Origin of the sequence: Kitasatospora sp. NPDC093550 (genome assembly GCF_044764985.1) — a bacterium.
Classification (GTDB): Bacteria; Actinomycetota; Actinomycetes; order Streptomycetales; family Streptomycetaceae; genus Kitasatospora.
On sequence record NZ_JBIWJF010000023.1, the window covers coordinates 71,500 to 96,945 of the forward strand.

Annotated in this window: 27 protein-coding genes and 1 pseudogene; 19 read left to right on the top strand and 9 right to left on the bottom strand. The window is 74.8% G+C overall.

The window, feature by feature from the left end:
- Positions 1-24 precede the first annotated feature (24 nt).
- From ACIRD3_RS30130 to hypE, 14 genes are all read left to right on the top strand, one after another.
- The gene (locus tag ACIRD3_RS30130; RefSeq protein ID WP_402222931.1) at positions 25-1,071 is read left to right on the top strand and encodes a hydrogenase expression protein HypE; all 1,047 of its coding nucleotides are present in this window, start codon (positions 25-27) and stop codon (positions 1,069-1,071) included.
- 94 nt (positions 1,072-1,165) lie between these two features.
- Complete coding sequence (locus ACIRD3_RS30135) at positions 1,166-2,950, top strand: nickel-dependent hydrogenase large subunit (RefSeq protein WP_402222933.1); 1,785 nt, start codon at positions 1,166-1,168, stop codon at positions 2,948-2,950.
- Positions 2,947-3,414, top strand: a complete 468-nt coding sequence (locus ACIRD3_RS30140; protein WP_402222935.1) for a thioredoxin — start codon at positions 2,947-2,949, stop codon at positions 3,412-3,414. Before ACIRD3_RS30135 ends, ACIRD3_RS30140 begins: the two co-directional genes overlap by 4 nt.
- Positions 3,411-4,058 (top strand): DUF5947 family protein, encoded by a 648-nt coding sequence (locus ACIRD3_RS30145; protein WP_402222937.1) that lies wholly within the window; start codon positions 3,411-3,413, stop codon positions 4,056-4,058. The genes ACIRD3_RS30140 and ACIRD3_RS30145 overlap by 4 nt, the downstream gene beginning before the upstream one ends.
- On the top strand, positions 4,055-4,699 hold the full coding sequence (locus ACIRD3_RS30150; protein WP_402222939.1) for a DUF6084 family protein: 645 nt from the start codon (positions 4,055-4,057) through the stop codon (positions 4,697-4,699). Before ACIRD3_RS30145 ends, ACIRD3_RS30150 begins: the two co-directional genes overlap by 4 nt.
- Positions 4,696-6,084 (top strand): hypothetical protein, encoded by a 1,389-nt coding sequence (locus tag ACIRD3_RS30155; protein ID WP_402222941.1) that lies wholly within the window; start codon positions 4,696-4,698, stop codon positions 6,082-6,084. The genes ACIRD3_RS30150 and ACIRD3_RS30155 overlap by 4 nt, the downstream gene beginning before the upstream one ends.
- The gene (locus tag ACIRD3_RS30160; RefSeq protein WP_402222942.1) at positions 6,081-6,587 is read left to right on the top strand and encodes a hydrogenase maturation protease; all 507 of its coding nucleotides are present in this window, start codon (positions 6,081-6,083) and stop codon (positions 6,585-6,587) included. Before ACIRD3_RS30155 ends, ACIRD3_RS30160 begins: the two co-directional genes overlap by 4 nt.
- Positions 6,581-6,685, top strand: a complete 105-nt coding sequence (locus ACIRD3_RS30165) for a DUF6893 family small protein (protein ID WP_402222944.1) — start codon at positions 6,581-6,583, stop codon at positions 6,683-6,685. The genes ACIRD3_RS30160 and ACIRD3_RS30165 overlap by 7 nt, the downstream gene beginning before the upstream one ends.
- Before the next feature lie 171 nt (positions 6,686-6,856).
- Positions 6,857-7,237, top strand: coding sequence for a hydrogenase maturation nickel metallochaperone HypA (hypA, locus tag ACIRD3_RS30170; protein WP_402222946.1), 381 nt, complete (start codon positions 6,857-6,859; stop codon positions 7,235-7,237).
- Positions 7,238-7,242: 5 nt separating this feature from the next.
- Positions 7,243-8,037, top strand: a complete 795-nt coding sequence (gene hypB / locus ACIRD3_RS30175; RefSeq protein WP_402222948.1) for a hydrogenase nickel incorporation protein HypB — start codon at positions 7,243-7,245, stop codon at positions 8,035-8,037.
- Positions 8,034-10,352 carry a carbamoyltransferase HypF gene (gene hypF / locus ACIRD3_RS30180; RefSeq protein ID WP_402222950.1) on the top strand — a complete coding sequence of 773 codons (2,319 nt, stop codon included), beginning with the start codon at positions 8,034-8,036 and terminating at the stop codon, positions 10,350-10,352. Before hypB ends, hypF begins: the two co-directional genes overlap by 4 nt.
- A gap of 6 nt (positions 10,353-10,358) precedes the next feature.
- Positions 10,359-10,691 carry a HypC/HybG/HupF family hydrogenase formation chaperone gene (locus ACIRD3_RS30185; RefSeq protein ID WP_402222952.1) on the top strand — a complete coding sequence of 111 codons (333 nt, stop codon included), beginning with the start codon at positions 10,359-10,361 and terminating at the stop codon, positions 10,689-10,691.
- Positions 10,688-11,812 carry a hydrogenase formation protein HypD gene (gene hypD, locus ACIRD3_RS30190; RefSeq protein WP_402222954.1) on the top strand — a complete coding sequence of 375 codons (1,125 nt, stop codon included), beginning with the start codon at positions 10,688-10,690 and terminating at the stop codon, positions 11,810-11,812. Before ACIRD3_RS30185 ends, hypD begins: the two co-directional genes overlap by 4 nt.
- A complete protein-coding gene (gene hypE / locus ACIRD3_RS30195; RefSeq protein WP_402222955.1) occupies positions 11,805-12,902 on the top strand; it encodes a hydrogenase expression/formation protein HypE in 1,098 nt (365 codons plus the stop codon). Before hypD ends, hypE begins: the two co-directional genes overlap by 8 nt.
- Before the next feature lie 91 nt (positions 12,903-12,993).
- On the opposite strand, the gene ACIRD3_RS30200 is transcribed toward hypE, so the two are convergent.
- A complete protein-coding gene (locus tag ACIRD3_RS30200) occupies positions 12,994-13,194 on the bottom strand; it encodes a hypothetical protein (RefSeq protein WP_402222957.1) in 201 nt (66 codons plus the stop codon).
- A gap of 130 nt (positions 13,195-13,324) precedes the next feature.
- Between ACIRD3_RS30200 and ACIRD3_RS30205 the strand changes: the two are divergent.
- The 3 genes and pseudogenes from ACIRD3_RS30205 to ACIRD3_RS30215 all read left to right on the top strand — a co-directional run bounded on the left by ACIRD3_RS30205 (position 13,325) and on the right by ACIRD3_RS30215 (position 15,252).
- Positions 13,325-13,810: pseudogene (locus tag ACIRD3_RS30205) on the top strand (DUF4395 domain-containing protein).
- A 5-nt stretch (positions 13,811-13,815) separates the two neighbouring features.
- Positions 13,816-14,235, top strand: a complete 420-nt coding sequence (locus tag ACIRD3_RS30210; RefSeq protein WP_402223022.1) for a TlpA family protein disulfide reductase — start codon at positions 13,816-13,818, stop codon at positions 14,233-14,235.
- A 288-nt stretch (positions 14,236-14,523) separates the two neighbouring features.
- Complete coding sequence (locus ACIRD3_RS30215) at positions 14,524-15,252, top strand: hypothetical protein (RefSeq protein ID WP_402222958.1); 729 nt, start codon at positions 14,524-14,526, stop codon at positions 15,250-15,252.
- A 69-nt stretch (positions 15,253-15,321) separates the two neighbouring features.
- Here ACIRD3_RS30215 and ACIRD3_RS30220 read toward each other — a convergent pair whose 3' ends face one another.
- On the bottom strand, positions 15,322-15,624 hold the full coding sequence (locus ACIRD3_RS30220; RefSeq protein ID WP_402222959.1) for a hypothetical protein: 303 nt from the start codon (positions 15,622-15,624) through the stop codon (positions 15,322-15,324).
- Positions 15,625-15,827: 203 nt separating this feature from the next.
- Here ACIRD3_RS30220 and ACIRD3_RS30225 point away from each other — a divergent pair, with 203 nt between their 5' ends.
- Complete coding sequence (locus ACIRD3_RS30225) at positions 15,828-16,319, top strand: signal peptide protein (protein WP_402222960.1); 492 nt, start codon at positions 15,828-15,830, stop codon at positions 16,317-16,319.
- Positions 16,320-16,337: 18 nt separating this feature from the next.
- Here the strand turns inward: ACIRD3_RS30225 and ACIRD3_RS30230 are convergent, their stop codons facing one another.
- From ACIRD3_RS30230 to ACIRD3_RS30260, 7 genes are all read right to left on the bottom strand, one after another.
- On the bottom strand, positions 16,338-17,432 hold the full coding sequence (locus tag ACIRD3_RS30230; RefSeq protein ID WP_402222962.1) for an LLM class flavin-dependent oxidoreductase: 1,095 nt from the start codon (positions 17,430-17,432) through the stop codon (positions 16,338-16,340).
- A gap of 76 nt (positions 17,433-17,508) precedes the next feature.
- The gene (locus tag ACIRD3_RS30235) at positions 17,509-18,534 is read right to left on the bottom strand and encodes an LLM class F420-dependent oxidoreductase (protein ID WP_402222963.1); all 1,026 of its coding nucleotides are present in this window, start codon (positions 18,532-18,534) and stop codon (positions 17,509-17,511) included.
- Positions 18,535-18,569: 35 nt separating this feature from the next.
- On the bottom strand, positions 18,570-20,186 hold the full coding sequence (locus tag ACIRD3_RS30240) for an ABC transporter substrate-binding protein (RefSeq protein ID WP_402222965.1): 1,617 nt from the start codon (positions 20,184-20,186) through the stop codon (positions 18,570-18,572).
- Complete coding sequence (locus ACIRD3_RS30245) at positions 20,183-21,052, bottom strand: ABC transporter ATP-binding protein (protein ID WP_402222967.1); 870 nt, start codon at positions 21,050-21,052, stop codon at positions 20,183-20,185. Before ACIRD3_RS30245 ends, ACIRD3_RS30240 begins: the two co-directional genes overlap by 4 nt.
- Complete coding sequence (locus ACIRD3_RS30250) at positions 21,049-21,831, bottom strand: ABC transporter ATP-binding protein (protein ID WP_402222968.1); 783 nt, start codon at positions 21,829-21,831, stop codon at positions 21,049-21,051. Before ACIRD3_RS30250 ends, ACIRD3_RS30245 begins: the two co-directional genes overlap by 4 nt.
- Positions 21,828-22,829 (bottom strand): ABC transporter permease, encoded by a 1,002-nt coding sequence (locus ACIRD3_RS30255; RefSeq protein WP_402222970.1) that lies wholly within the window; start codon positions 22,827-22,829, stop codon positions 21,828-21,830. Before ACIRD3_RS30255 ends, ACIRD3_RS30250 begins: the two co-directional genes overlap by 4 nt.
- 1 nt (position 22,830) lies before the next feature.
- On the bottom strand, positions 22,831-23,775 hold the full coding sequence (locus tag ACIRD3_RS30260; protein WP_402222971.1) for an ABC transporter permease: 945 nt from the start codon (positions 23,773-23,775) through the stop codon (positions 22,831-22,833).
- 715 nt (positions 23,776-24,490) lie between these two features.
- Here ACIRD3_RS30260 and ACIRD3_RS30265 point away from each other — a divergent pair.
- Positions 24,491-25,408, top strand: a complete 918-nt coding sequence (locus tag ACIRD3_RS30265) for a LuxR C-terminal-related transcriptional regulator (RefSeq protein ID WP_402222973.1) — start codon at positions 24,491-24,493, stop codon at positions 25,406-25,408.
- Positions 25,409-25,446 lie beyond the last annotated feature (38 nt).

Below are 25,446 nucleotides of genomic sequence, written 5' to 3' on the forward strand. Positions count from 1 at the left end.
TCCCATCCCCGAGGAGGCATCCTCATGGGTGCTGCAACAACCGACACCGACGTGGTGCACATTCTCTGGATCAACGCCGGCCTCAGCTGCGACGGGGACTCCGTCTCGCTGACCGCCGCGATGCAGCCCAGCATCGAGGAGATCGTCACCGGCGCGCTGCCCGGCCTGCCCAAGGTCGCCGTGCACTGGCCCCTGATCGACTTCGAGTGCGGCCCGGTCCAGGGCGCGGACAACTTCGTCGAGTGGTTCTTCAAGGCCGACCGCGGCGAGCTCGAGCCGTTCGTGCTGGTCGTCGAGGGATCCATCCCCAATGAGAAGATCAAGAAGGAGGGCTACTGGTGCGGCTTCGGCGACGACCCGGCCACCGGACAGCCCATCACCACCAGTGAGTGGCTGGACCGGCTCGCGCCCAAGGCGACCGCCGTGGTCGCGATCGGCACCTGCGCCACGTACGGCGGCATCCACGCGATGGCCGGCAACCCGACGGGTGCGATGGGCGTACCGGACTACCTGGGCTGGAACTGGAAGTCCAAGGCCGGCCTGCCGATCGTCTGCGTGCCGGGCTGCCCGATCCAGCCCGACAACTTCGCGGAGACGCTCACCTACCTGCTGTACCAGCTGGCCGGCTCCGCGCCGATGATCCCGCTGGACGACAAGCTGCGGCCGTCCTGGCTGTTCGGCGCCACCGTGCACGAGGGCTGCGACCGCGGCGGGTACTACGAGCAGGGCCAGTTCGCCACCGAGTACGGCACGCCCGAGTGCCTGGTGCGGCTCGGCTGCTGGGGCCCGGTCGTCAAGTGCAACGTCACCAAGCGCGGCTGGATCAACGGCGTCGGCGGCTGTCCGAACGTGGGCGGCATCTGCATCGCCTGCACCATGCCGGGCTTCCCGGACAAGTTCATGCCCTTCATGGACCCGCCGCCCGGCTCGCGGGTCTCCAGCGGCGTCAGCAACGCCTACGGCTCGGTGATCCGCCGGCTGCGCGCGATCACGCTGAAGACCGTCGACAAGGAACCGAAGTGGCGCCACACCGGCCGCCACCTGACCACGGGTTACCGCCCGCCCGGGTGACGCCGCGGGGCCGCACACCCCCGCGGTGTGCGGCCCCGTGCCGCCTCCTCCGCCCCCGCCCCGCCCCCGCTCAGAGAAGGACACGACAGACACGATGGCAACACCGACGACCAGAGCGGCCGGCGACGGCAGCGGCCTGACGGAGATGTCCTGGGATCCGATCACCCGGATCGTGGGCAGTCTGGGCATCCACACCAAGATCGACTTCAAGCAGAAGCGCGTCGCGGAGTGCTACAGCACCTCCTCGGTCTTCCGCGGCTACAGCGTCTTCATGCGCGGCAAGGACCCGCGCGACGCGCACTTCATCACCAGCCGGATCTGCGGGATCTGCGGCGACAACCACGCCACCTGTTCGGTCTACACCCAGAACATGGCCTACGGGGTGAAGCCCCCGCACCTCGGCGAGTGGATCATCAACCTCGGCGAGGCCGCCGAGTACATGTTCGACCACAACATCTTCCAGGAGAACCTGGTCGGGGTCGACTACTGCGAGAAGATGGTCCGCGAGACCAACCCCGGCGTGCTGGAGCAGGCCGAGCGCACCGAGGCGCCGCACGCCGCCGACCACGGGTACCGGACGATCGCCGACATCATGCGCTCGCTCAACCCGATCGAGGGCGAGTTCTACCGCGAGGCGCTGCAGGTCAGCCGGTACACCCGGGAGATGTTCTGCCTGATGGAGGGCCGCCACGTGCACCCCTCCACGCTCTACCCGGGCGGCGTCGGCACCGTCGCCACGGTGCAGCTGTTCACCGACTACCTGACCCGGCTGATGCGCTACGTCGAGTTCATGAAGAAGGTCGTGCCGCTGCACGACGACCTCTTCGACTTCTTCTACCAGGCGCTGCCCGGCTACGAGGAGGTCGGCCGGCGCCGCGTCCTGCTCGGCTGCTGGGGCAGCCTCAACGACCCGGACCACTGCGACTTCACGTACCGCAACATGACGGACTGGGGCCGCCGGATGTTCGTCACCCCCGGCGTGGTGGTGGACGGCAAGCTGGTCACCAACGACCTCACCGAGATCAACCTCGGCATCCGGATCCTGCTCGGCAGCTCCTACTACGAGGACTGGCAGGGCAAGGAACTGTTCGTCACCCACGACCCGCTGGGCAACCCCGTGGACCCCCGGCACCCGTGGAACCAGCACACCATCCCGCAGCCGCAGAAGCGTGACTTCGACGACAAGTACAGCTGGGTGATGTCCCCGCGCTGGTTCGACGGCAAGGAGCACCTCGCCCTGGACACCGGCGGCGGCCCGATCGCCCGGCTGTGGTCCACCGCGCTGTCGGGCCTGGTCGACATCGGCTACGTCAAGGCCACCGGGCACAGCGTGCAGATCAACCTGCCCCGCTCGATGACCAAGCCCGAGGTCACCTTCGAGTGGAAGATCCCGCAGTGGAGCAACGCCCTCGAACGCAACCGGGCCCGCACCTACTTCCAGGCCTACGCGGCCGCCGCCGCCCTGCACTTCGCCGAGAAGGCGCTGGACGAGGTCCGGGCCGGGCGCAGCCAGACCTGGGAGCGCTTCGAGGTGCCGGACGAGTCGATCGGCTGCGGCTTCACCGAGGCCGTGCGCGGCGTGCTCTCGCACCACATGGTGATCCGCGACGGCAAGATCGCCAACTACCACCCGTACCCGCCGACCCCGTGGAACGCCAGCGTCCGGGACAGCTACGGCACGCCCGGTCCCTACGAGGACGCGGTGCAGAACACCCCGATCTTCGAGGAGAACTCCCCGGAGAACTTCAAGGGCATCGACATCATGCGCGCGGTGCGCAGCTTCGACCCCTGCCTGCCCTGCGGCGTGCACATGTACGTCGGCGGGCGCACCGTGCAGACCATGCACGTGCCCACCGGTCTCAGCGGGCTCACCGCATGACGGCCGAGCAGACCGGGCTGCGGATCCAGGAGGCCCTGGACGCCCTGGCCGGCAGCGGGGCCGAGCGGGCGGGCGAGCAACTCGTCCGCGACCTGATGGAGTTCTACGGCCAGGGGCTGGCCAGGATCGTCCCGGCGCTGCCCCCGCCGGCCCTGGAACGGATGCTGGACGACCCGGCGGTGGCCGGGCTCCTGCTGCTGCACGACCTGCACCCCGAGGACGTCGCCGCCCGGATCGACCGGGCGCTCGCGACGCTGCCCGAGCGGATCGAGGTGCTCGGCTTCGACCCGGGCACCGGCGCCCTGCGGCTGCGCCGCACCGCCTCCGGCTGCGGCTGCGCGGAGGGCGACGTGGAGGCCGTGCTGGCCTGCCACGTGCCCGAGGTGACGGCCGTGGAGCTGGAGCGCGCCCCCCAGCTGCTGCAGATCGGCGTCCGCCCGCCGCAGACCGCGGAGGTGCGATGAACACCCGCCGGATCTCCCGCGACGGGACCGCCCTGCTGCGCCGGCTGCGCGAGCCGGCGCAGCCGCGGCCCGAGCAGTGCGGGTTCTGCGGCCGGGACCTGCCGCCCGGCCACCGCCACCTGGTCGACGTCGAGGAACGCGCGCTGGCCTGCACCTGCACCGCCTGCGGCCTGCTGTTCCAGCAGCCGGGCGCGGCCGGCGGCCGGTTCCGCACCGTGCCGGACCGCTACCTCACCGACCCGGAGGGCGGACCGGACGAGCGGGCCTGGTCGGTGCTGGGCATCCCGGTCGGCACCGCCTTCCTGTTCCGCAACGCCGCCCTGGACCAGCTGCTCGCCTTCTACCCCGGCCCGGCCGGCGCCACGGAGAGCGAGGTGGACGAGGAGGACTGGGAACGCGCCCTCGGCGGCAGCCGGCTGGCCGCCGCCCTGGAACCGGACGTCGAGGCGCTGCTGCTGCGCCGCGTCGACCACCGGGTGGAGTGCTTCCTGGTGCCGATCGACGTCTGCTACGAGCTGGTCGGCCGACTGCGGCGGTGCTGGCACGGCTTCGACGGCGGAGCCGAGGCGCGGGCCGAACTCGACGCGTTCTTCGCGCGGTTGGCCGACCGGGCCCGCCCGCTGCCCGCGGCGGTGACGGCGTGACGGCACTCGGCTTCAGCTGCGCCGGCGTGCGGTCCGACCCGTACGCGGCCGTACCGACCCTGGTGTTCCGGCTGCGGATCACCGCGCCGGCCGACACGCGGGTGCACGCCCTGGCGCTCCAGTGCCAGCTGCGGATCGAACCCGGCCGCCGCTCGTACGGCGAGCCGGAGGGCGAGCGGCTGGCCGACCTGTTCGGCGAGCGGGAACGCTGGGCGACCACCCTCAACCCGATCCAGCTCGCCACCGTGCCGCTGCTGGTGCCGGGCTTCACCGGGCAGACCGAGGCGGACCTCGCGGTGCCGTGCAGCTACGACCTGGAGGTGGCCTCCGCCCGCTACTTCCGGGCGCTGGACGGCGGGGAGGTGCCGCTGCTGCTGCTCTTCTCCGGCACGGCGTTCGCCGGCCCCGGCGGGTTCCAGGTCACCCCGGTGCCCTGGGACAAGGAGGCCCGGGTCCGGATGCCGGTCCGGGTCTGGCGCGAGGCGGTCGACCAGCACTTCCCCGGCTGCGGCTGGCTGCGGCTGCCCGACGACGTGATGGACGCGCTGCTGGCCTACCGCTCCCGGCGGGCCCTGCCCTCCTGGGAGGCGACCGTGCGGGAACTGCTCGCGGCGGCCGCGATCGAGGAGGTGGCCCGGTGAGCGGATCCCCCGACACCCTGGAGCTGCCGGCCGGGATCGAGCGCGGCTTCGCGGCCGCCCGGCAGATCGCCGACGCGGTGCTGCTGGAGGGTTACGTCCTCTACCCCTACCGGGCCTCGGCGGCCAAGAACCGGCTGCGCTGGCAGTTCGGCGTCCTGGTGCCGCCCGAGTACACGGCGCAGGGCGGCGAGCACTCGCACCAGCGCACCGAGTGCGTGATGGAGGCGCGCGGTGAGGACCGGCTGGCGGTCGAGCTGCGCTTCCTGCGGGTGCAGCGGCGCACCGTCGAACGGGCCACCGAGACCGGCGGGTTCGAGCCGGTGGAGCGGCTGGAGCTGGCCGACCGGGTGCTCGTGGAGTGGGACGAGGGCGTCGAGGAGCGGATCGAACTCCTCTTGCCGATCGAGGAGTTGGGAGGCGCCGGAGTGGAGCGGGCGTTCCGGCTGCCGGGCGTCGGAGAGACCGAGCTGCTGCGCGAGAACGGCACCGCCGTCGGACGGCTGGTGCGGCGCCGCGAACAGGTCGACGGCCTGCTGCGGGTGACCGTCGAGGACCTGCCCGGCCCGTACCGGGCGCAGCGGCTGACGGCGGTGGTGGAGAACGTGTCCACCTGGGTGCCGCCCCGCCGGGCGACCCGGGAGGAGGCGCTGCCGCGCTCCCTGGTCTCCGCCCACCTGCTGCTCGGCCTGGAGCACGGCCGGTTCGTGTCGGCCACCGACCCGCCCGAGTGGGCGCGGCCGGCCGTCGAGCGCTGCCGCAGCCGGCACACCTGGCCGGTGCTGGCCGGGCCGGAGGGCGAGCTCGGGGTGATGCTGTCCTCGCCGATCATCCTGGAGGACCACCCGAAGGTGGCCCCGGAGAGCCTCGGCACCCTGTACGACGCCACCGAGATCGACGAGATCCTGGCGCTGCGGACGGCGGCCCTCACCGAGGAGGAGAAGCGGGAGGCCCGCGGCACCGACGAGCGGGCCGCGGCCGTGATCGACCTCGCCGAGTCCATGCCGCCCGAGGTGCTGGAACGCCTGCACGGCGCCATCCGCGGGCTGCGCGACCTCACCGGCGCCACCGCCGGGGCGGAGCAGCCCTGGTGGGACCCGGGCAACGACCCGGGCGTCGACCCCGAGCGGGACCGGGTGCTGGTCGACGGCCGGTCGGTCGGGGCCGGCAGCCGGGTGCTGCTGCGGCCCGGGCGGCGGCGCACCGACGCCCAGGACCTCTTCCTGGACGGGCGCACCGGCGTGGTGGAGGCCGTGCTGCACGACGTCGACGGCTCGGTGCACCTCGCCGTCACGGTCGAGGACGACCCGGGCGCCGACCTGTGGCGGGCGCAGGGGCGGTTCCGCTACTTCCAGCCCGACGAGGTCACCCCGCTGGAGGAGTCGTGAGCGGCGCCACGGTGCTGGTCGCCGGGGTGGGCAACATCTTCCTCGGCGACGACGGGTTCGGCGTGGAGACCGTCCGGCGGCTGGCCGCGCACCCGCTGCCGGAGGGCGTCGAGCTGGTCGACACCGGGGTGCGCGGCGTGGACCTGGCCTACCGGCTGCTGGACGGCCACCGGACGGCCGTCCTGGTCGACGCCACCTGCCGCGGCGGGGCACCCGGCACGCTCTACCTCATCGAGGCCTCCGCCGAGCCGCTGGAGGCACCGTTGCTGGACGGGCACCGGATGGGCCCGGACGCGGTGCTCGGGCTGCTCGCCACGCTCGCCGCCGGCACCGGCGGCGAGCCGCCCGGGCGGGTGCTGGTGGTCGGCTGCGAGCCGGCGTCGCTGGAGGAGGGCATCGGGCTGAGCGCGCCCGTCGCCGCCGCCGTCGAGGAGGCGGTCCAAGTGGTCCTGCGGGTCGTGGACGAGGCCACGCAGCCGGAGAGGGAGACGACACCATGCTGAGGAAACTGTTCTGCGCGGTCCTGCTGGCCGGGATCGGCGCGCTGGTCTGGCAGAGCCTGCCGGACATCAAGCGGTACCTGGAGATCTCGCGGATGTGAGCCGCGCATTGCTGCGAACGGTGCAGCCCCGGGCGCGGTGGCGGCGCGGCTTCGAGCCGTCGCCGCCGCCGCGCCTTGTAATGGGGCGCGCCTCGTCCTGGGGGCGCGCCCCGGAAACCGGGGGGCCGTCCGGTCGTGGGGCTCGCTGCCGACCGCCGTCGAGAGGGACCGATGCACGAGATGTCGATCGCCGCAGCCGTCGTCGAGCAGGTGGACGCGGCCGCCCGCCAGCACGGGGCCCCCGGGGTGGCGCGGGTCCGGCTGCAGGTGGGCGAGTTGGCGGGCGTGGTGCCGCAGGCCCTCGACTTCTGCTTCGAACTCGCCTGCGCCGGAACGCTGGTGGAGGGCGCGGTGCTGCACACCGAGCCCGTCCCGGCGCGGGCCCGCTGCGTGCCCTGTGACACCGAGTGGGCCGTCGGGATGCCGCCGGACCTCGGCTGCCCGAGCTGCGCCGGCGGCGGCGGAGTCGAGCTGCTGTCCGGGCGCGAGCTCCAGATCCTCGACGTCGAGTGGGCCGAGCGCCCCGGCGTCCCGGTCGAACAGAAAGGCTGATGCCGATGTGCCGCACGGTCGACTTCCGGCAGGCGGTCCTCGCCCGCAACGACGACAGCGCCCGCGAGCTGCGGGCCGCGCTGGCCGCCCGCGGGACGGTCGCGGTGAACCTGCTCTCCAGCCCGGGCAGCGGCAAGACCGCCCTGCTGGAGGCCGAGCTGGGCCTGGCCCGGCGTCGCGGGGTGTCCGTCGCCGCGCTCACCGCGGACCTCGCCACCGAGAACGACGCGCTGCGGCTGGCCCGTTCGGGCGCGCCGGTCAAGCAGGTGCTCACCGACGGGCTCTGTCACCTGGAGGCGCGGATGCTCGCCGGGCACCTGGACGGCTGGCTGCCGCAGGACTGCCGACTGCTGTTCGTGGAGAACGTCGGCAACCTGGTCTGCCCGGCCTCGTACGACCTGGGGGAGTCGCTGCGGGTGGTGCTGGCCTCGGTGACCGAGGGCGAGGACAAGCCGCTCAAGTACCCGACCGCCTTCGGGCTGGCCAACCTGGTGCTGGTGACCAAGACGGACCTCGCCGCGGCCGCCGAGTTCGACGAGGCGGCGTTCACGGCGAACGTCCGGCGGGTCAACCCCGGGGTGGAGGTGGTGCACACCTCGGCCCGGACCGGGGTCGGCGTCGGCGCGCTGCTGGACCGGGCCACGGCCGTGCTGGACGGCGCCGAGCCGCACCGGCCGGTGATGGCGGCGGTGCCGCACGACCACGGGCACGGGCACGGGGAGCCGCACGACCACGGGCACGGGCACGGGGAGGCGCACGGGCACGGGCACGAGCACGTGGCGGTCGGGGAGACCCCGTGACGGCCGGTCATCCGGAGCTCGACCGCGAGCGGCGGCGGGTCGCCGTGCGCGGACTCGTCCAGGGGGTCGGCTTCCGGCCCTTCGTCTTCACCCTGGCCGGCGAACTCGGCCTGGCCGGCAGCGTCACCAACACCGGCGAGGGCGTCCTGGCCGAAGTGGAGGGCAGCCCAGCGGCGGTGGAGGCGTTCTGCCGCCGGGTGGCCAGCGACGCGCCACCGCTGGCGCACGTCGCCTCCGTCGAGCACGCGCCGCTCGCCGCCACCGGGGCCACCGGCTTCGCCATCGCCCCCTCCCGGACCGACGGGCTCCGCGCCACCCTGATCCCGCCCGACGTCGCCGTCTGCGCCGACTGCCTCGCCGAACTCACCGACCCGGCCGACCGGCGCCACCGGCACCCCTTCATCAGCTGCACCAACTGCGGCCCACGGCACACCATCGTCACCGGCCTGCCGTACGACCGCGCCGACACCACCATGGCCGGCTTCCCGATGTGCCCGGACTGCGCCCGGGAGTACGCCGACCCGGCCGACCGCCGCTTCCACGCGCAGCCCGTCGCCTGCCACGCCTGCGGGCCCCGACTCGCGCTGACCGTGCCCGGCCGCGCCGACCTCGCCGGGGACGCGGCGCTCACCGGCGCGCGCCGACTGCTCGCCGCCGGGGCGGTCCTCGCCGTCAAGGGCATCGGCGGCTACCACCTGGCCTGCGACGCGCGGAACGCCGACGCCGTCGCCCTGCTGCGCCGGCGCAAGCGGCGCGGGGACAAGCCCTTCGCGCTGATGGCCCGTGACCTCGCCACGGTGGAGAGCCTGCTGCCGCTCGGCCCGGTGGAGCGGGAACTGCTCACCGGGCCGGTACGGCCGATCGTCCTGCTGCGCCGCACCGGCGCGCCGACCGCCGGACTCGACGCGGTGGCGCCGCGCAGCCCCGACCTCGGCGTGATGCTCCCGTACACCCCGCTGCACCACCTGCTGCTCGCCGCACCGGGACCGGACCTGCTGGTGATGACCAGCGCCAACCTCTCCGGCGAACCGATCGTCACCGACGACCGGGAGGCACGGGAACGGCTCGCCCCGCTGGTCGACGGCTGGCTCACCCACGACCGGCCGATCCACGTGCCGTGCGAGGACTCGGTCGTACGGGTGGTGGACGGCGAACAGCTGCCGCTGCGCCGCTCGCGCGGGTACGCGCCGCTGCCGCTTCCGCTGCCCGTGCCGGTGCGCCCGGTGCTGGCCGTCGGGGGCGACCTCAAGAACGCCTTCGCGCTGGCCCGGGACGGCTACGCCTGGCTGTCCGGCCACATCGGGGACATGGACGACCTGGCCACGCTGCGCGCCTTCGACCGCGCGGTCGACCAGCTGGGGATGGTCAGCGGGGTGCGGCCGGAGGTCCTGGTGGCCGACCGGCACCCGGGCTACCGCTCGGTCCGGCACGCCGAGCGGACCGCCGCCGGCCGGCCGGTGCGCCGGGTGCAGCACCACCACGCGCACATCGCCGCCGTGATGGCCGAGCACGGCCTGGACGGCAGCCGCCCGGTGCTCGGCCTGGCCTTCGACGGGACCGGCTACGGCGAGGACGGCGCGATCTGGGGCGGCGAGGTGCTGCTGGCCGACTACGACGGGTTCCGGCGCCTCGCCCACCTCGGGTACGTGCCGCTGCCCGGCGGGGACGCGGCCGTCGAGCGCCCGTACCGGACGGCGCTGGCGCACCTGCGTGCCGCCGGACTGCCCTGGACCGCCGGGCTGCCGCCGGTCGAGGCCTGCCCGGCCGAGGAGATCCGCCTGCTGGAACGGCAGTTGGAGCTCGGGCTGAACTGCGTGCCGACCTCCAGCATGGGCCGGCTCTTCGACGCGGTGTCCTCGCTCGCCGGGATCTGCCAGCGGGCCGGGTACGAGGCCCAGGCGGCGGTCGAACTGGAGGCGGCGGCCGCGGAGTCCGGCCCGGCCGACGGGTACCGGTTCGGGCTGTCGGCGGCGGCGGACGGCTGGATCGCCGCACCCGGGCCGGTGCTGGCCGCGGTGGTGGCCGACGTGGCGGCGGGCGCGCCCGCCGGGCTGGTCGCCGCACGCTTCCACGCCGCGGTGGCCGAGCTGGTCCGGCGGGTGTGCGCGGCCGTCCGGGAGCGCCACGGCACGACCACGGTGGCGCTCAGCGGCGGCGTCTTCGCCAACGCGCTGCTCTCCTCGGCCTGCGCGCGCGGCCTCGGGGAGGACGGCTTCACCGTACTGCGGCACCGCCGGGTGCCGCCCAACGACGGAGGGCTGGCGCTCGGCCAGCTGATGGTGGCCGCCCGCTCGGCGGCCGCCCGGGAGGAGTGACAGCGGATGTGCCTGGCGGTGCCCGGCAGGGTGACGGAGATCGAGGAGCGGGACGGGACCCGGATGGCGGTGATGGACTTCGGCGGAGTGGTCAAGGACGTCTGCCTGGAGTACCTGCCCGATCTGGCGGTGGGCGACTACGCGATCGTGCACGTGGGCTTCGCGCTGCAGCGGCTGGACGAGGAGTCGGCCCGGCGCACCCTCGCGCTGTTCGAGGAACTCGGGCTGCTGCAGGAGGAGTTCGGCGACCCGTGGGAGGCCGCACGGGCGGCCGGCGCGGTCGGTGCGGTCGGCGCGGACGCGGTGGTGGAACACGGGGCTGAGGAGGCCGGACGGTGAAGTACCTGGAGGAGTTCCGGAACCCGGAGCTGGCCGAGGGCCTGCTCGCCGACATCAGGGCGACGGTCACCCGGCCCTGGGCGCTGATGGAGGTCTGCGGGGGCCAGACGCACAGCATCATCCGACACGCCATCGACCAACTCCTGCCGGAGGAGGTCGAGTTGATCCACGGGCCGGGGTGCCCGGTGTGCGTCACCCCGCTGGAGATGATCGACCGCGCGCTGGCGATCGCCGCCCGGCCCGGGGTGATCTTCTGCTCCTTCGGGGACATGCTGCGGGTGCCCGGCACCGACCGCGACCTGTTCCGGGTGCGCGGCGAGGGCGGTGACGTCCGGGTGGTCTACTCGCCCCTGGACGCGCTGAAGACCGCCCGGGAGAACCCGGACCGGGAGGTGGTCTTCTTCGGCATCGGCTTCGAGACCACCGCGCCGCCCAACGCGATGGCCGTCCACCTGGCTCGGAAGGAGGGCCTGCGGAACTTCAGCATGCTGGTCTCGCACGTCCGGGTGCCCCCGGCGATCGACGCGATCATGGCCTCACCGGACTGCCGGGTCCAGGGCTTCCTCGCCGCCGGACACGTCTGCAGCGTGATGGGCACCGAGGAGTACCCGGAGCTCGCCGAGCGCCACCGGGTGCCGATCGTGGTCACCGGCTTCGAGCCGCTGGACATCCTGGAGGGGATCCGGCGCACCGTACGGCAGTTGGAGCGCGGGGAGCACACCGTGGACAACGCCTACCCGAGGGCCGTCCGGCCGGAGGGCAACCCCGCGGCACGGGCCATGCTGGAGGACGTCTTCGAGGTCGCCGACCGCGCCTGGCGCGGCATCGGCGTCATCCCGCAGAGCGGCTGGCGGCTCTCGCCGCGCTACCGGGACCACGACGCCGAGCACCGCTTCGACGTCGCCGGGATCACCACCCGCGAACCCGCCGCCTGCCGCAGCGGCGAGGTGCTGCAGGGACTGCTGAAGCCCCACCAGTGCGAGGCCTTCGGCACCGTCTGCACCCCGCGCACCCCGCTCGGCGCGACCATGGTCTCCAGCGAGGGGGCCTGCGCGGCGTACTACCTCTACCGCCGGCTGAGCGTGCCGGTCACCACCGCGGAGGTGAGCCCCGTTGGCTGACACCGAGACCCTCACCGGCGCGGCGCCCGACGCCCCGCCCGCGCCGGACTTCTCCGGCTGGAGCTGCCCGCTGCCGCTGCGCGACCACCCCCGGGTGGTGATGGGGCACGGCGGCGGCGGGGCGATGTCCGCCGAACTCGTGGAGAACCTCTTCGCGCCGGCCTTCGGCGGACCGGCGCTCGCCGGGCTCGGCGACTCCGCCGTCCTGGAACTCGGCGGCGCCCGGCTCGCCTTCTCCACCGACTCCTACGTGGTGCGGCCGCTGTTCTTCCCCGGCGGCAGCATCGGCGACCTCGCCGTCAACGGCACCGTCAACGACCTCGCCATGAGCGGGGCCCGGCCGGCCTACCTGTCCTGCGGGTTCATCCTGGAGGAGGGCGTGGAGATGGCCGTGGTCGACCGGGTGGCCAAGGCGCTCGGCGCCGCCGCCCGGACCGCCGGGGTCGAGGTGGTCACCGGGGACACCAAGGTGGTGGAGGCCGGGCGCGGCGACGGCGTCTACCTGAACACGGCCGGCATCGGGCTGGTGCCCGCCGGGGTGGACATCCGGCCGCAGCGGGCCCGCCCCGGCGACGTGGTGATCGTCAGCGGGCCGATCGGGCTGCACGGCGTCGCCATCATGAGCGTCCGGGAGGGGTTGGAGTTCGGGGTCGAGGTGCGCAGCGACTGCGCCGCGCTCGGCGGCCTGGTCGAGGCCATGCTGGCCGTCACCCCCGACCTGCACGTGCTGCGCGACCCCACCCGGGGTGGGCTGGCGGCGGCGCTCAACGAGATCGCGGCGGCGGCCGGGGTGGGCGTGACGCTGAGCGAGCGGGCCGTGCCCGTCCCGGACGCGGTGGCCAACGCCTGCGCCCTGCTGGGACTCGACCCGATGTACGTCGCCAACGAGGGCAAGCTGGTGGCCTTCGTGCCGCGCCGGGAGGCGGACGCGGTGCTCGCCGCGATGCGGGCCCACCCGCTCGGGGCGGAGGCGGTGGTGATCGGCGAGTGCGTCGAGGACCACCCCGGCATGGTCGTGGCCCGGACCGGCTTCGGCGGCAGCCGGGTGGTGGACCTGCCGATGGGGGAGCAGCTGCCGCGGATCTGCTGAGGCCCGGCTCGGGCAGTGCTCCACACGACACCCTGCCCACCACGACTCGGAGCCCCGCCCGTGGGCACACGAGGCCGACGTTCCTGACCGCTCAGCGGGCGTCGGCCTCGTCTATCAGGTACCGGAGCTCGTGGAAGACCTGGAGCACGACGACGACCAGGACGTGGTCGGCGACCATGGTGCGCGGGGCGGTGGCGTCTTCCAGGGCACAGCCCGGTCCTTCGCCGACTGCCGGAGGACCGCACCCGGCGTCGATCCGGCCGTTGACCCGCGGCTTGCGCGGCTGCTGCAATGGAGCCGTGCCTCACGAGACCTTCCTGGTGACCCGGGACCACATCGACTTCGGTCGAGTGTGGTCCGCCGCGTGTCGTCGTTCCTGACACCCGTCCACCCCAGGAACCTCGAACCCCCGGAGTCCCGACATGCCTTTCGGCAGTCCCGGTACGTCCCGCGCCACCCCCGCACCCGCCGGCATCGATCCCCGCGGCCCGCGGTTCGCCGCGACCCTGACCACCGTGGTCCTCGCTGTCGTCCTGGTGACGGGCAGCGGTGCGCTGCTGGCCGCGTAGGCCGCCGTCTTCGCGCTGGGCGCTCTGCCCGGCCTGCGCTTCTCGCCCTACGGCCTCCTCTACCGGCGGCTGGTGCGCCCGCGCTTGGGTCCACCGACCGAGCTGGAGAACGAGCGGCCGCTCCGGTTCGCGCAGGCCGTCGGCCTCGCCTTCGCCGTGGTCGGCACCGTCGGCTACCTCTGCGGCGCAGTCTGGCTCGGCGCGGCCGCGACCGCGCTGGCGCTCGCCGCTGCCTTCCTCAACGCGGCCTTCGGCTACTGCCTGGGCTGCGAGTTCTACCTGCTGGCCGTGCGCGGACGCGCCCGGGTGAGCGGCCTTTCGGCACAGGCGCGTCCATGAGCACGCTGACGGGACTACTGGTCCTGCTCGTGGTCCTGGCCGCGACGACGGCGTTCGGGCTCTTCCGGGCCGCGCGGGACGGCAGGATGAGGCGAGGGCGGGCGGGCGGCGCGCTGCGGCTGACCGGCCGGGACCTCGGCGAGCCGCTGGGCGAGCAGGCGACGCTGGTGCAGTTCTCCACCTCGTTCTGCGCCGCCTGCCCGGGTTCGCGGAGGCTGCTCGGCACGGTGGCGGCGGACCGTCCGGGGGTGCGGCTGGTCGAGATCGACGCCGAGGCACGGCTCGACCTGGTCCGCCGCGTGGACGTGCTGCGGACGCCGACCGTGCTGGTGCTTGACGGGCACGGCCACGTCACCCACCACTCCGTCGGCACGCCCACCCGCGCCGGGGTGCTGGCGGCGCTGGCGACGGCCACCGCCCCCTGAAGCCGTGGCGTTGACCTTCCTCGGAGAGGGCCTCGTGGGTGAAGGCCGGCCGCTCGGTGGGGAACACGACCAGGTCGGCGCCGGTGACGGCCGCCGCGGCGTCGTCCCGGTCCCGCGCACCGGGTGAGCGCGAAGGGGCCCGCCGTCGTGCGGGCCCCTTCCGCGTGATCCGGATACGCTGGGCGGAGGGGGCCGGTACGGAGGTGCGTGGTGCCGAACAGCAGCAGGCCGCGGTCCGGATGTCGCGGAGCGCGCGCCCCGCGCGACCACTGACGGGACGCCGCGACCGTGCGCTTCGCCGACGAGGACGTCGAGGTCGTCGTCACCCTGCCCAACCACGGCATCGGCCTGTGGATGGTCGGCGCGTTCGTCCTCACCTTCGTGGGCACCCGGGCGGTCACCCGGCTGATCCGGGCCGGGCGCGGGCCCTTCCGCAACGTCGAGGTCGGCGGCACCCACGTGCACCACCAGGTGTACGGCATCCTCGCGATGCTGGTGGCGGGCGCGATGGAGTTCTCCTACCGGCCGGACACCCCCGGGGTGCAGATCCTGGCCGCGCTGTTCGGCGCCGGCGCCGCGCTCACCCTCGACGAGTACGCGCTGTGGCTGCACCTGGAGGACGTCTACTGGACGCGCGAGGGCCGCAAGTCCGTCGACGCGACCTTCCTGGCCGTGGCGGTCGGCCTGCTGCTGGTCGCCGGGTTCAACCCGTTCTCCGACGCCGGCCAGGGCGCCACCGCCCACCTGACCTTCGCCGTGCTGCTGCTGGTCAACCTGGTGTTCTCGGTCGGGGCCATCCTCAAGGGGAAGACGGCGACCGGCGTGATCGGGCTGCTGGTGCCCCTGGTCGCCCTGGTCGCCTGCCTGCGGCTGGCCAAACCCGACTCGCCGTGGGCCCGCTGGCGCTACCCGCCCGGCTCGCGCCGCGCCGGGCGGGCGCTGCGCCGCTACCCGCCCGGGCGGCGGACCCGGCTGGACGCCCTCAAGGACTTCGTCGGGGGCGTCCCCCGGCAGTGAATCCGGGTGGCGCCCGGTGCGGTCCCGGGGTTCGGGCTCGGGGCTCGGTCCTGGGTTTCGGTCCTGGTGTCAGTCCTGGAAGGTCCGTTCGTCCAGCAGGTCGAGATTGCGGAACGTCGGCGGGCCGTCGCAGAGCGCCGCGACCTGAGCGGCGAACTCCGCGGTCTCCGGGCGGTCGGAGTTCTGCATGGCCACCTCGTAGGAGGGGAACTCGACGATGTTCAGGTAGACGTTCTCGCCGTCCCGGTCGCGGGTCTGCACGGCCCGCGAGGCCAGGCGGTTCCCCGCGTTCTTCTCGACCCAGGCGTCGAGCAGGGCGTTGAACTCGTCGATGCGACTCGTCCGGTACTCGATGATCTGGATGAACCTCACGGGCCCAACCTCCTCGTCGCTCGGCTCGGCGCAGGCGGTCGACTGCTCACTCCAGGGTCCCGCCGACGTTCACGCGCTGCCACCGCGACCGCCGGGGGAGCGGCGCGGATGCGGGTCGGGCCGTCGGAGTGCAGGGTGGACGGGTACGCTCCGGCCGCCCGCGGACGCTCCCGGGGAGCCGAGAACGATCGAAGGAGGCCGCCATGCCGACCAGGAAGCTCTTCGGCCGGGCCCTCGCCCTCGCCGCCCTCGCCGCTCTGCCGGCCACCGCGTTCACCGTGCCGTCGCCGGCGGTCGCCGCGGTGGCCTCCGCCCCGGAGGCGGCGGCCGTCACCGCGCCGATCTCCTTCGTCGAGCTGCCGAGCAGCCCGCTGCCCTCCGACCACGCGGCGCACCGGATCGTCGTCACCTACCGCAACGGCACGGGGGCGGACCAGACCATCGCCCCGCAGATCCTCGTCGAGTCGCCGGACGCCGGGCCGTTCCTCGCGCCGGGGAACGTCAAGCTGGAGGCCCTGACCGGCGGCCACTGGAGGACCGTGCCGCTGGCGAGCCAGACCGGGACGCTGTACAGCAGCCTGACGTCGGCGAAGCTGGTGCTGCACAGCCACCACACGCTGACGCAGTACTACCGGCTGACGGTGCTGAAGGTGTCGCCGGGGACGGTGGTGCCGCGGGTGGCGGTGTTCGGCTGAGGGGCGAGGCGGGGCGGGTCACCAGGGGCGGCGGTCGGCGGGGGTGCCGTGGCCGGTGCGGAGGTGGCGGACGAGGGTGCGGCGCAGGTCGCGGTCGTGGTCGGTCTCGACGGGGAGGTCGAGTTGGACGATGTCGACGCCCGCGGAGCGGAGGAGTCCGATGCGGGCGGCGACGGTGGCGGGGGAGCCGGTGTAGGCGGCGGTGAGGGAGCGGCGGATGTAGGCGGCGACCTGGTCGTCACCGTGGGCCGGGTCGGAGTGGCCGCGCTCGCGGTCGCGGTCGAGTTGGACGGCCTCGCGCCAGCGGCCGGCCGCGCCCGCGGAGGTGAGGCGCAGGGCCTCGCGGCGCAGCCGGCGGACCCGGTCGCGGGCCTCCTCGTCGGTGTCGGCGAGGACGACGGTGAGGTGGCGCCAGATCCGCAGGGTCCGGCCGTGGGCCGCGGCCGCGGCGCGGGCCTGGGCGATCCGCCGCCGGGTGTCGGGCAGGGGCAGCGGGCTGACGGCGTACACCTCGGCGTAGCGGGCCGCGAGGTCGAGGCCCTGGGGTGAGGAGCCGCCGAAGGAGAGCAGTTCGCCGCCCGGTCTGGGGTGCAGGCCGGGCCGGGCCTCGGCCACGGTGTAGAACTCGCCCTTGTGGTCGATGTCCTGATCGGCCGTCAGGTAGCGGGTGAACAGGTCGAGGTACTCCTCGGCCCGGCGGTAGCGGTCCGCCTTGCCGAGGTGGTCACCGTCCCGGGCGGTGTCGCGGTCGCTGGAGCCGATGATCACGTGCGCCGCGGCCCGTCCGCCGGAGAGGCGGTCCAGGGTGGCCAGGGTGCGGGCGGCGACGGTGGGGGCGGTGGTGCCGACCCGGTGGGCGACCGCGATGCGCAGCCGGGTGGTGGCGGCCAGCGCCCAGGAGGCGACCAGCCAGGGGTCGGGCCACGAGCTGGACTGCACCACCAGGGCGCTGTCCAGCCCGTCCTCCTCGTTCTCGCGGGCGGTGCGGGCGACGTACGCGGGGTCGGCGGTGCGGTCGCGGCCGTCGGGGGCCCACCGCAGGGCCTGGCGCTCCTGCGGGGTGCCGCCGGGGACGGGGGCGGCGCGGACCCCGCCGCGGATCTCCAGGGGCACGGGAACTCCTCCACGGGTGACGGGTCGGATGTGTCGGGCGGGGGCGGGGGCGGACGCGTCGGGCGGGGCGGGCGGGTCAGCGGGCGGCCGGGCCGAGCCGGGCCAGGGTGTCGAGCAGCCTGGCCCGGCTGACGAACACCTCGGGCGGCAGCGACACGTACAGCTGGATGGTGGTGACGCCGGGGCGGTGGTAGGCGAGGATGCGCTCGCGGCACTCCTCGGGGGAGCCGCTGACGAACAGTCCGTCGACCACCTCGTCCGGTAGGGCCTTCTGGGCGCCCTCGGGATCGCCCTCGGCCCATTTGCGGTGGGTCTCGGCGAGCAACTCGCCGTGGCCCAGCCACTCGTGGAACTTCCGGTACGGCTCGCGGTTGAGGATCCAGGCCAGGAAGGGCCGGGTGGCGCGGTGGGCGTAGTCGGTGTCCTCGGTGGGGCAGACGAAGACCTTGACCACCAGCTCCTTGCCGGGCGGCTGCGGGCCGACGGTGTCCAGGATCTTCGGCACGTCGTGCGGGAACAGCAGGTTGGTGATGGCGCCGTCCCCCTCGGTGAAGCCGAGCCGGAGCATGTTGGGCCGCAGCGCGCCCAGGATCACCTTGACCGGGTCGGCCGGCGGGTGCGGCAGCCGGTAGCCGGTGATGTCGAAGGTGTCGAAGCCGCCGGTGACGTACTCGCCGCGCAGGGCCCGGGTGACGAAGCGCAGGACGTCCCTGGTCCGCTTGAACGGTTCGTCGAAGGGGATGCCGTTGATGTCGGTGACGTGCGCGGGGACGGAGGCGCCGATGCCCAGCAGCACGCGGCCGGGGGCGAGTTGGGCGAGGGTCGCGGCGGTCTGGGCGAGCACCGCGGGGCCGCGGGTGTGCACCGGGACGATCCCGGTGGCGATCCGCAGCGACGGGGACCAGGCCGCGGTGGCGGCCAGCGGGGTGAAGGCGTCGGTGCCGCCGCCCTCGGCGCTCCAGACGTCGGTGTAGCCGAGGTCGGGGAGCCGCTCGACCAGGAAGCGGTGCCGGTCGATGGTCAGGCCGGGCAGGGGCAGGGTGATGCCCCACTTGGGCGGCTCGGTCTCGGGGTGGTGGTGCGGCGGGTGCGGGGTGGTCATCGGGTGGGTGTCCGTTCTGTCGTGCCGGGGGCTGGTCAGCCGACCCAGACGGTGGTCAGGTCGAGGAACCAGGACTGCGGCTGGACGAGCCCGTGGACCTTGGGCGAAAGGGCCCGCGGATTGCGGTCGTTGACGACGAAGAGCCAGGGCGCGTCCTGGGTGACGAGGGTGAGGGCCTTGCGGTACCCGGCCTGCCGGGCGGCCTGGTCGGCGTCGGCGGCCGAGGCGGCGAGCAACTCGTCGACCTGCGGGTTCGCGTAGTGGCCGGTCCAGAACGGGCTCTTGGAGCCGATGAACAGCGGCAGCAGCGCCTCGGACTGGAACAGCGTGGTGGACTGGGCGACGGCGTCGGAGCCGAGCGCGACCTGGCCCTTGGCCTCGGCGCCGATCAGGGTGGTCCAGTCGGTGGTGCGCAGCTCGACCTTGATGCCGACGGCGGCGAGGTCGCGCTGGAGGGCCTCGGCGATCGGCACCGGCAGCAGGTTGCCGCTGCCGCCGGTGGGTACCGTGACGGAGGTCGAGAAGCCGTTCGGGAGGCCGGCCTCGGCGAGCAGCTGCCGGGCCTTGGCCGGGTCGTGGGAGTAGGCGTCGCCGGCCGGGTCGTAGGCGGCGGTGGCGCGCGGCGCGGCCTGGTAGGCGGGGTCGGCGGTGCCGTGCAGCAGCTTGTCGGCGATGGCCCTGCGGTCGATCGCGTAGTTGGCGGCGCGGCGCACCAGCGGGTTGTCCCAGGGGGCCTTGGAGGTGTCCAGGATCCAGTACCAGAGGTGGTCGTAGCTGTTGGTGGCGACGGTGACGCCGTCGGCCTTGAGGCTGTCGATGTCGTCCGGGTTGGGGTACTCGATCCAGTTGGCGCCTCCGGAGCGCAGGGCCGCGGTGCGGGCGGCGGCGTCCGGCAGGGCCTTGATCACGAGCCGGTCGAGCTTGGGGGCGCCGCGCCAGTAGTCCTTGTTGGCCGCGAGTTCGATCTGCTGGCCCTCGGTCTGCGAGACGAAGCCGAACGGGCCGGTGCCGACGGGGTGTTGGGCGAAGTTCGCGGAGCCGGCCTTGCGGACGGCGGTGGGGCTGGCGATCAGGACGTGGGCGAGGTCCTCCGGGAAGTGGCCGTTGGGCTCCTTGGTGACCAGTTCGACGTGGTCCGCGTCGGTCTTGCGGTAGGAGGCGATGTCGCCCGCGTACTCCGCGGCGGCGGCGCCGAGGGCGTCGGTGTATTCGGGGCTGCCCTTGTCGAGGTAGCGCGCCAGGTTGAAGACCACGGCGTCGGCGTCGAAGGGGGTGCCGTCCTGGAACTTCACGCCCTTGCGGAGGGTGAAGGTCCAGGTCTTGCGGTCGGCCGCGACCTGCCAGTCGGTGGCGAGGGCGCCGGTGACGGCCGGCGGCTTGTCGGTGCCCTGGAGCAACTCGTAGCGGGTGAGACCCTCGTAGAGCTGGAAGGAGACCAGCCGCTTGCCCTCGAAGCCCGCGCCGCCGATCACGGTGTCGGTGTTGGGGAGCTTGCCGGTGGCGCCGATGACCAAGGTCCCGCCGCGGCCCGCGCCGCCGCCCGCCGCGGTGGCGCCGCCGTCGGATCCGGCGCAGCCGGTGGCCGCGGTGAGCAGGGCGACGGCGGCCGACAGGGCGACGGCTCTGGAGCGGGTGCGGGCGGTGCGGGTCATGGTGATTCCTCGTCGGTTCGGTGGTGCGGGAGTTCGGTGGGGCGTCGGCCCGTGGCCGGGAGGGTGCCGGTGGCGGCTTCCAGCAGGGCGCGGGTGTACGGGTGCGCGGGGGAGTCCCAGAGGCGGTCGGCCGGGCCCTGCTCGACCACCCGGCCGTGCCGCAGCACCAGCACCCGGTGGGCGAGCCGGCGGACCACGGCGAGGTCGTGGGAGATGAACAGGTAGGCCAGGCCGGTGCGTTCGCGCAGGTCGGTGAGCAGGTCGAGCAGCCGGGCCTGGACGCCGCGGTCCAGGGCGGAGGTCGGTTCGTCGCAGACCAGCAGCTCGGGCCCGGTGGCCAGGGCCCGGGCGACGGCCACCCGCTGCAGCTGCCCGCCGGACAGCTCGCGCGGGTAGCGGGCGGCCAGCGCGGGCTCCAGACCGACCTGGGCGAACAGCCGGGCCACGGCCTCGGGGCGTTCGGCGCGCGGGGTGCCGTGCAGGCGGAGGGCGAAGGCGACCGCCTCGCCGGCCCGCAGGCTCGGGTTGAGCGAGCCTCGCGGGTGCTGCGGGACGAACTGCAGCCGGCCCCGCAGCGCGCGGTCGGCGCGGCCGCGCAGGCGGTACGGGTCCCGGCCGGCGAAGCGGACGGTGCCGGAGTCGGGGGCGACCAGGCCGAGGGCGAGGCGGGCCAGGGTGGACTTGCCGGAGCCGGACTCGCCGACCAGGCCGACGGTCTCGCCCGGGGTGAGGGCGAGGGTGACGCCGTCCAGGGCGGTGCGGTCGCGGTAGCGCTTGGCGACGGCGTCCAGGGTGAGCAGCGGCGTCGGGGCGTCGTGGTGCGCGTGCGGCGGCGGGTTCGACGCTGGGCTCGACGGCGGGGTCAACGGTGGGCTCCCGGTTCGGCGGCCACCAGGGCGGCGGTGAAGGCGTGGTCGGGCTCGGCGAGCACCCGTGCGGCCGGTCCCCGTTCGACGACCCGGCCGGCCCGCATCACCGCCACCGTGCCGCCGATCCGGCGGGCCACCGCGAGGTCGTGGGTGACCAGCAGCAGCGCGATGCCGCAGTCGGCGCGCAGGGTGGTGAACAGGTCCAGGATCCGGCCGCGGACCAGGGCGTCCAGCGCGGTGGTCGGCTCGTCGGCGATCAGCAGCTCCGGGCCGCAGCAGATCGCGAGGGCGATCGCGGCGCGCTGGCGCAGGCCGCCGGAGAGCTCGTGCGGGTACGCCCGGGCGACCCGCTCCGGATCCGGGACGCCGGCGGTGGCGAGCAGCCCGGGCACGGCGGCGCGGGCGGCCCGGCGGCCGTCGGCGACCCGGTGCCGGCGCAGCACCTCGGCGAGCTGCGGGCCGATCCGGCGCAGGGGGTCCAGCGAGGCGCTCGGGTCCTGCGGCACGTACCCGATGCGCCGGCCGCGGACGTCCGAGAGCGCCCGCTCGTCCAGCGCCCGCAGGTCCGTCCCGGCCAGCCGGACGCCCCCGGTGACGGCGGCTCCGCGGCCGGGCAGGCCGAGCACCGTCCGGGCGACGGTGGTCTTGCCGCTGCCGGACTCGCCGAGCAGCACGAGGGCGCCGCCGGGCCGCAGGGTGAGGGAGACGCCGTCGACGGCCCGGACGCCTCCGGGGTACTCGACGGACAGGCCGTCGACCTCCAGCAGCGCGCTCATCGGCTCACCTGCTCGGTGGCTCCGCGCGGCGCGGCCGGGGTGGGCCGTCGGGCGGCCGCGGTGGCCCGCGGCAGGTGGGCGGCGGTGTCGCCGACGCGGGTGCGCAGCGCCTCGCCGAGGGTGTTGAACACCACCGAGACGGCCAGGATGACCAGCCCCGGCAGCACCGCCACCCAGGGGTGGGTGAGCAGCGCGGGCCGCAGCTCGTCCAGCATCGCGCCCCACTCGGCGGTGGGCGGGGCGACTCCGAGCCCGAGGAAGGACAGCCCGGCGGCGTACACGACGGCGAGCCCGACCAGCGAGGAGGCGTACACCAGCACCACCGGCGCCACCACGGGGGCGACCTGGCGGAGCACCAGGGCGCCCCAGCCGGCGCCGCTGACCCGGGCGGCCTCCAGGTACTCGGCGGAGCGGATCCGCCGGGTCTCGGTGAACGCGACCCGGGCGACTGCGGGGGTGAGCACCACGGACAGCGCGAGCACGGTCGCGCCCAGGCCGGGGGTGAGCAGGGAGGCGACGGCGATCGCCAGCAGCACGCCGGGGAAGGCGTAGAGGACGTCCAGTGTGCGCAGCAGGGCCTGTTCCGTGAACCGGCCGCCGAGTCCGGCCGCGACGCCGAGCAGCGTCCCGGCGACGGTGGCGACGCTGACCGGGACGAGGCCTCCGGTGAGCGAGGCCCGCCCGGCCCAGATCAGCCGGCTCAGCAGGTCGCGGCCCTGCCCGTCGGTGCCGAGCGGGTGGCCGGGGCTGCCGGGGTCGAGCAGCCGGTCGGTGAGCGTGCCGGCGGCCGGGTCGTACGGGGCGACCAGCGGCGCGGCGAGGGCGAGCAGGACGAGCAGCACGGCGAGGGCGGCGGGGACGAGCAGGCCGAGGTTCCGTCGGACGGGCAGGCCTCCGCGCGGTGCGGCGGGCAGGCCGGTGCGGGGGACGGCGGGCAGGCCGGTGCGTGGGACGGCGCGCAGAGCGGGGCGCGGTCCGGCGGGCGGGTGGGCGGCCATGTCAGACCCTCACCCGCGGGTCGATCGCCGCGTGCGCCGCGTCCACCAGGAGGTTGACGCCGACGAACGCGACCGCCACCACCAGCACCCCGCCCTGCACCAGCGGCAGGTCGCGGGCGGTGAGCGCGTCGTAGAGCAGCCGGCCGATGCCGGGCCAGGCGAACAGGGTCTCCACGAAGACCACCCCCTCCAGCAGGTAGGCGAGTTGCAGGCCGCCGATGGTCAGCAGCGCGGGCGAGGCGTTGTGCACGCAGTGCCGCAGCACGGCGGCCGGGCGCAGGCCGCGGGCGCGCAGCGAGTCGGCCAGCTCACCGGCCAGGACGGTGCCCAGCGCCGCCCGGAACACCCGGGCGGTGAGCCCGAGCGGTACCAGCGCGGCGGCGACCGCCGGGAGGACCAGGTGGCGGAGCAGGTCGGCCGTGCCGCCGGAGCCGAACGCGTCGTGCGTGCCGCCGGCCGGGAGCCAGCGCAGCCCGACCGCGAAGACGGCGATCAGCAGCAGGGCCACCGAGTACTGCGGGGCGGACACCGCGAGCGTGGACAGCGCGCCGGAGATCCGGCCGCCGGGGCCGCGCGGACGCAGTGCGCCCAGGGCGCCCAGCGCCACCCCGCCGGCCAGCACCAGGGCGAAGGCGGCCGCGGTGAGGGTGAGGGTCTGGCCGAGCGCGGGGAGCAGCAGGTCGGCGACCGGGCGCTGTCCGGAGACGGAGGTGCCGAGGTCGCCGGTGAGGGCGTGGCCGAGCCAGTCGGCGTAGCGGACGGGCAGGGGCTGGTCCAGGCCGAGCCGTTCGCCGAGCTCCCGACGGGCCTCGGGCGGTGCGCCCGGACCGAGGAAGGCGGTGACCGGGTCACCGGGGACGAGCGCGACGGTCGCGAAGACCACGACGGTGACGCCCAGCAGCGTGGGGACGGCCAGCAGGAGCCGGCGCAGCAGGAACCCGGTCACCCTTCGGCCCTCCGGGGCGGCGCACCGGACGGGCCGGCGTCGGGCCGGTGGGGCGGGGCGGGCATGGCGCTGCTGCTCCTTCGGGAAGGGTGCGTGAGGTGTCGTGAGGTGTCGTGAGGTGTCGATCCGTCAGATCGGCTGAGCACGACGGCGCGTTGGGCGCGGTCGCGGGGTCGTCCCCGCAGACGTCGGGGCGGCGGCGGGACGGCCGGCGTCGCTGGGAGGAGCGTTGCGGACGTCCGTCCCGGACAGCCAGTCAGCTCCTGATGCTGTTACTCCCACTCACAGCATCCGTGGCCGCCGGAGTGCCGCTGCCCGGGCCACCGAGGCCCGGTCCCGTCCTTGACCTGCACAAGGAACCGGACCTAGGGTTTCCGGCATGGCTATTCGGCGGACCGACTTCACCCTGGTCGGGATCGGCGGCTCGTGGCACCGCAGGTGCTTCGACGAGCTGTGTCGACCGCGCGCAGCGCGCTGACCGCCCCGGTCCACACCCGCCGCGGTCGGCGCCCCCACCTCACCACCCGGATCCGCACCCGTACGCGGCCGACTCCCGTCCACGACCTGCCCGTTCGCACCCGACGCCGGTCCGCGTCGGCGGCGGGGCCCGGTCGCCGGCGCGCGCCGCGACCACCGGGACGACCAGCCACCAGCTAGGGGGACCGAAAGCCATGCCCAACTTCAGACGCCCCGCCTCCGCTGCCGGAGGTGCGCGATGGCAGCGGTGAGCGCCTTCGCCGCCCCGGCCGGCCCGCGCGGCCGCCGCCACAGCGCCCGCCGCCCCGGCTGCGGCGGCCCCGGCCCCGGGGACACCCCGGCCGTCGGCCCGGCCCGGCTGCAGGCCGAGATCGACAACCCGCTCGACCTGATCGCCGGTCACCAGCTGCTGGCCGAAACGGCCGTGCCCGCCGCGGGCCACACCGTCGCGGCATGCGGCTGCGGCCATCCGATGTGCGTGGACCGGGACCGCGACCGCAGCGCGCTGGCCCGGGTGTTCCTGGTCGAACGGAACTCGGTGACCAGCGCCGGACTGCGCAGCGTGCTGGCCACCGCGCCCGGACTGACGGTGGTCGGCTCCACCGGCGACCCGCTGCGCGCCGTCGCGGCCGTGCACCGGACCGCCCCCGACGTCGTGCTGCTCGGGCGCGGTGCGAGCCTGGAGGAGGACCTGGCCACCGTGGTGGCGCTGCGCGCGGCGGACGGGGCACCCGACGCCCGGGTCCTGCTGCTGCGCCGGGCCGAGTCCACCGCCGAGGCGAGCCGGATGCTGCTGGCCGGGGCCAGCGGGTGCTTCCCGCTCGACCTGGCCGGGGAGCGGATCATCGGCGCGGTCCAACTCGCCGCGGCCGGCGGGTCGGTGTTCCTGCCGGCCCCGCCGCCGGCCCGGATCCACGCGGCGGCCCCCGCGCGCCACCTGGGCGAGCCGCAGCCCCAGCAGGCCGGGCTGACCGAGCGCGAGCGGGAAGTGCTGGTCAAGCTCGGTCAGGGGCTGAGCAACGCCGAGATCGGGCGTGAACTCGCCTTGGCCGAGGCGACGGTGAAGAAGCACCTGACCCAGGCCATGCGCAAGATCGGGCAGCCGGACCGGCTGCGTGCCGCGCTCTACGCGCACCGGCACGGGCTCGCCGGGTAGGCCCGTCGCCGTCTTCCGATCGCATGACCGACCGCCGG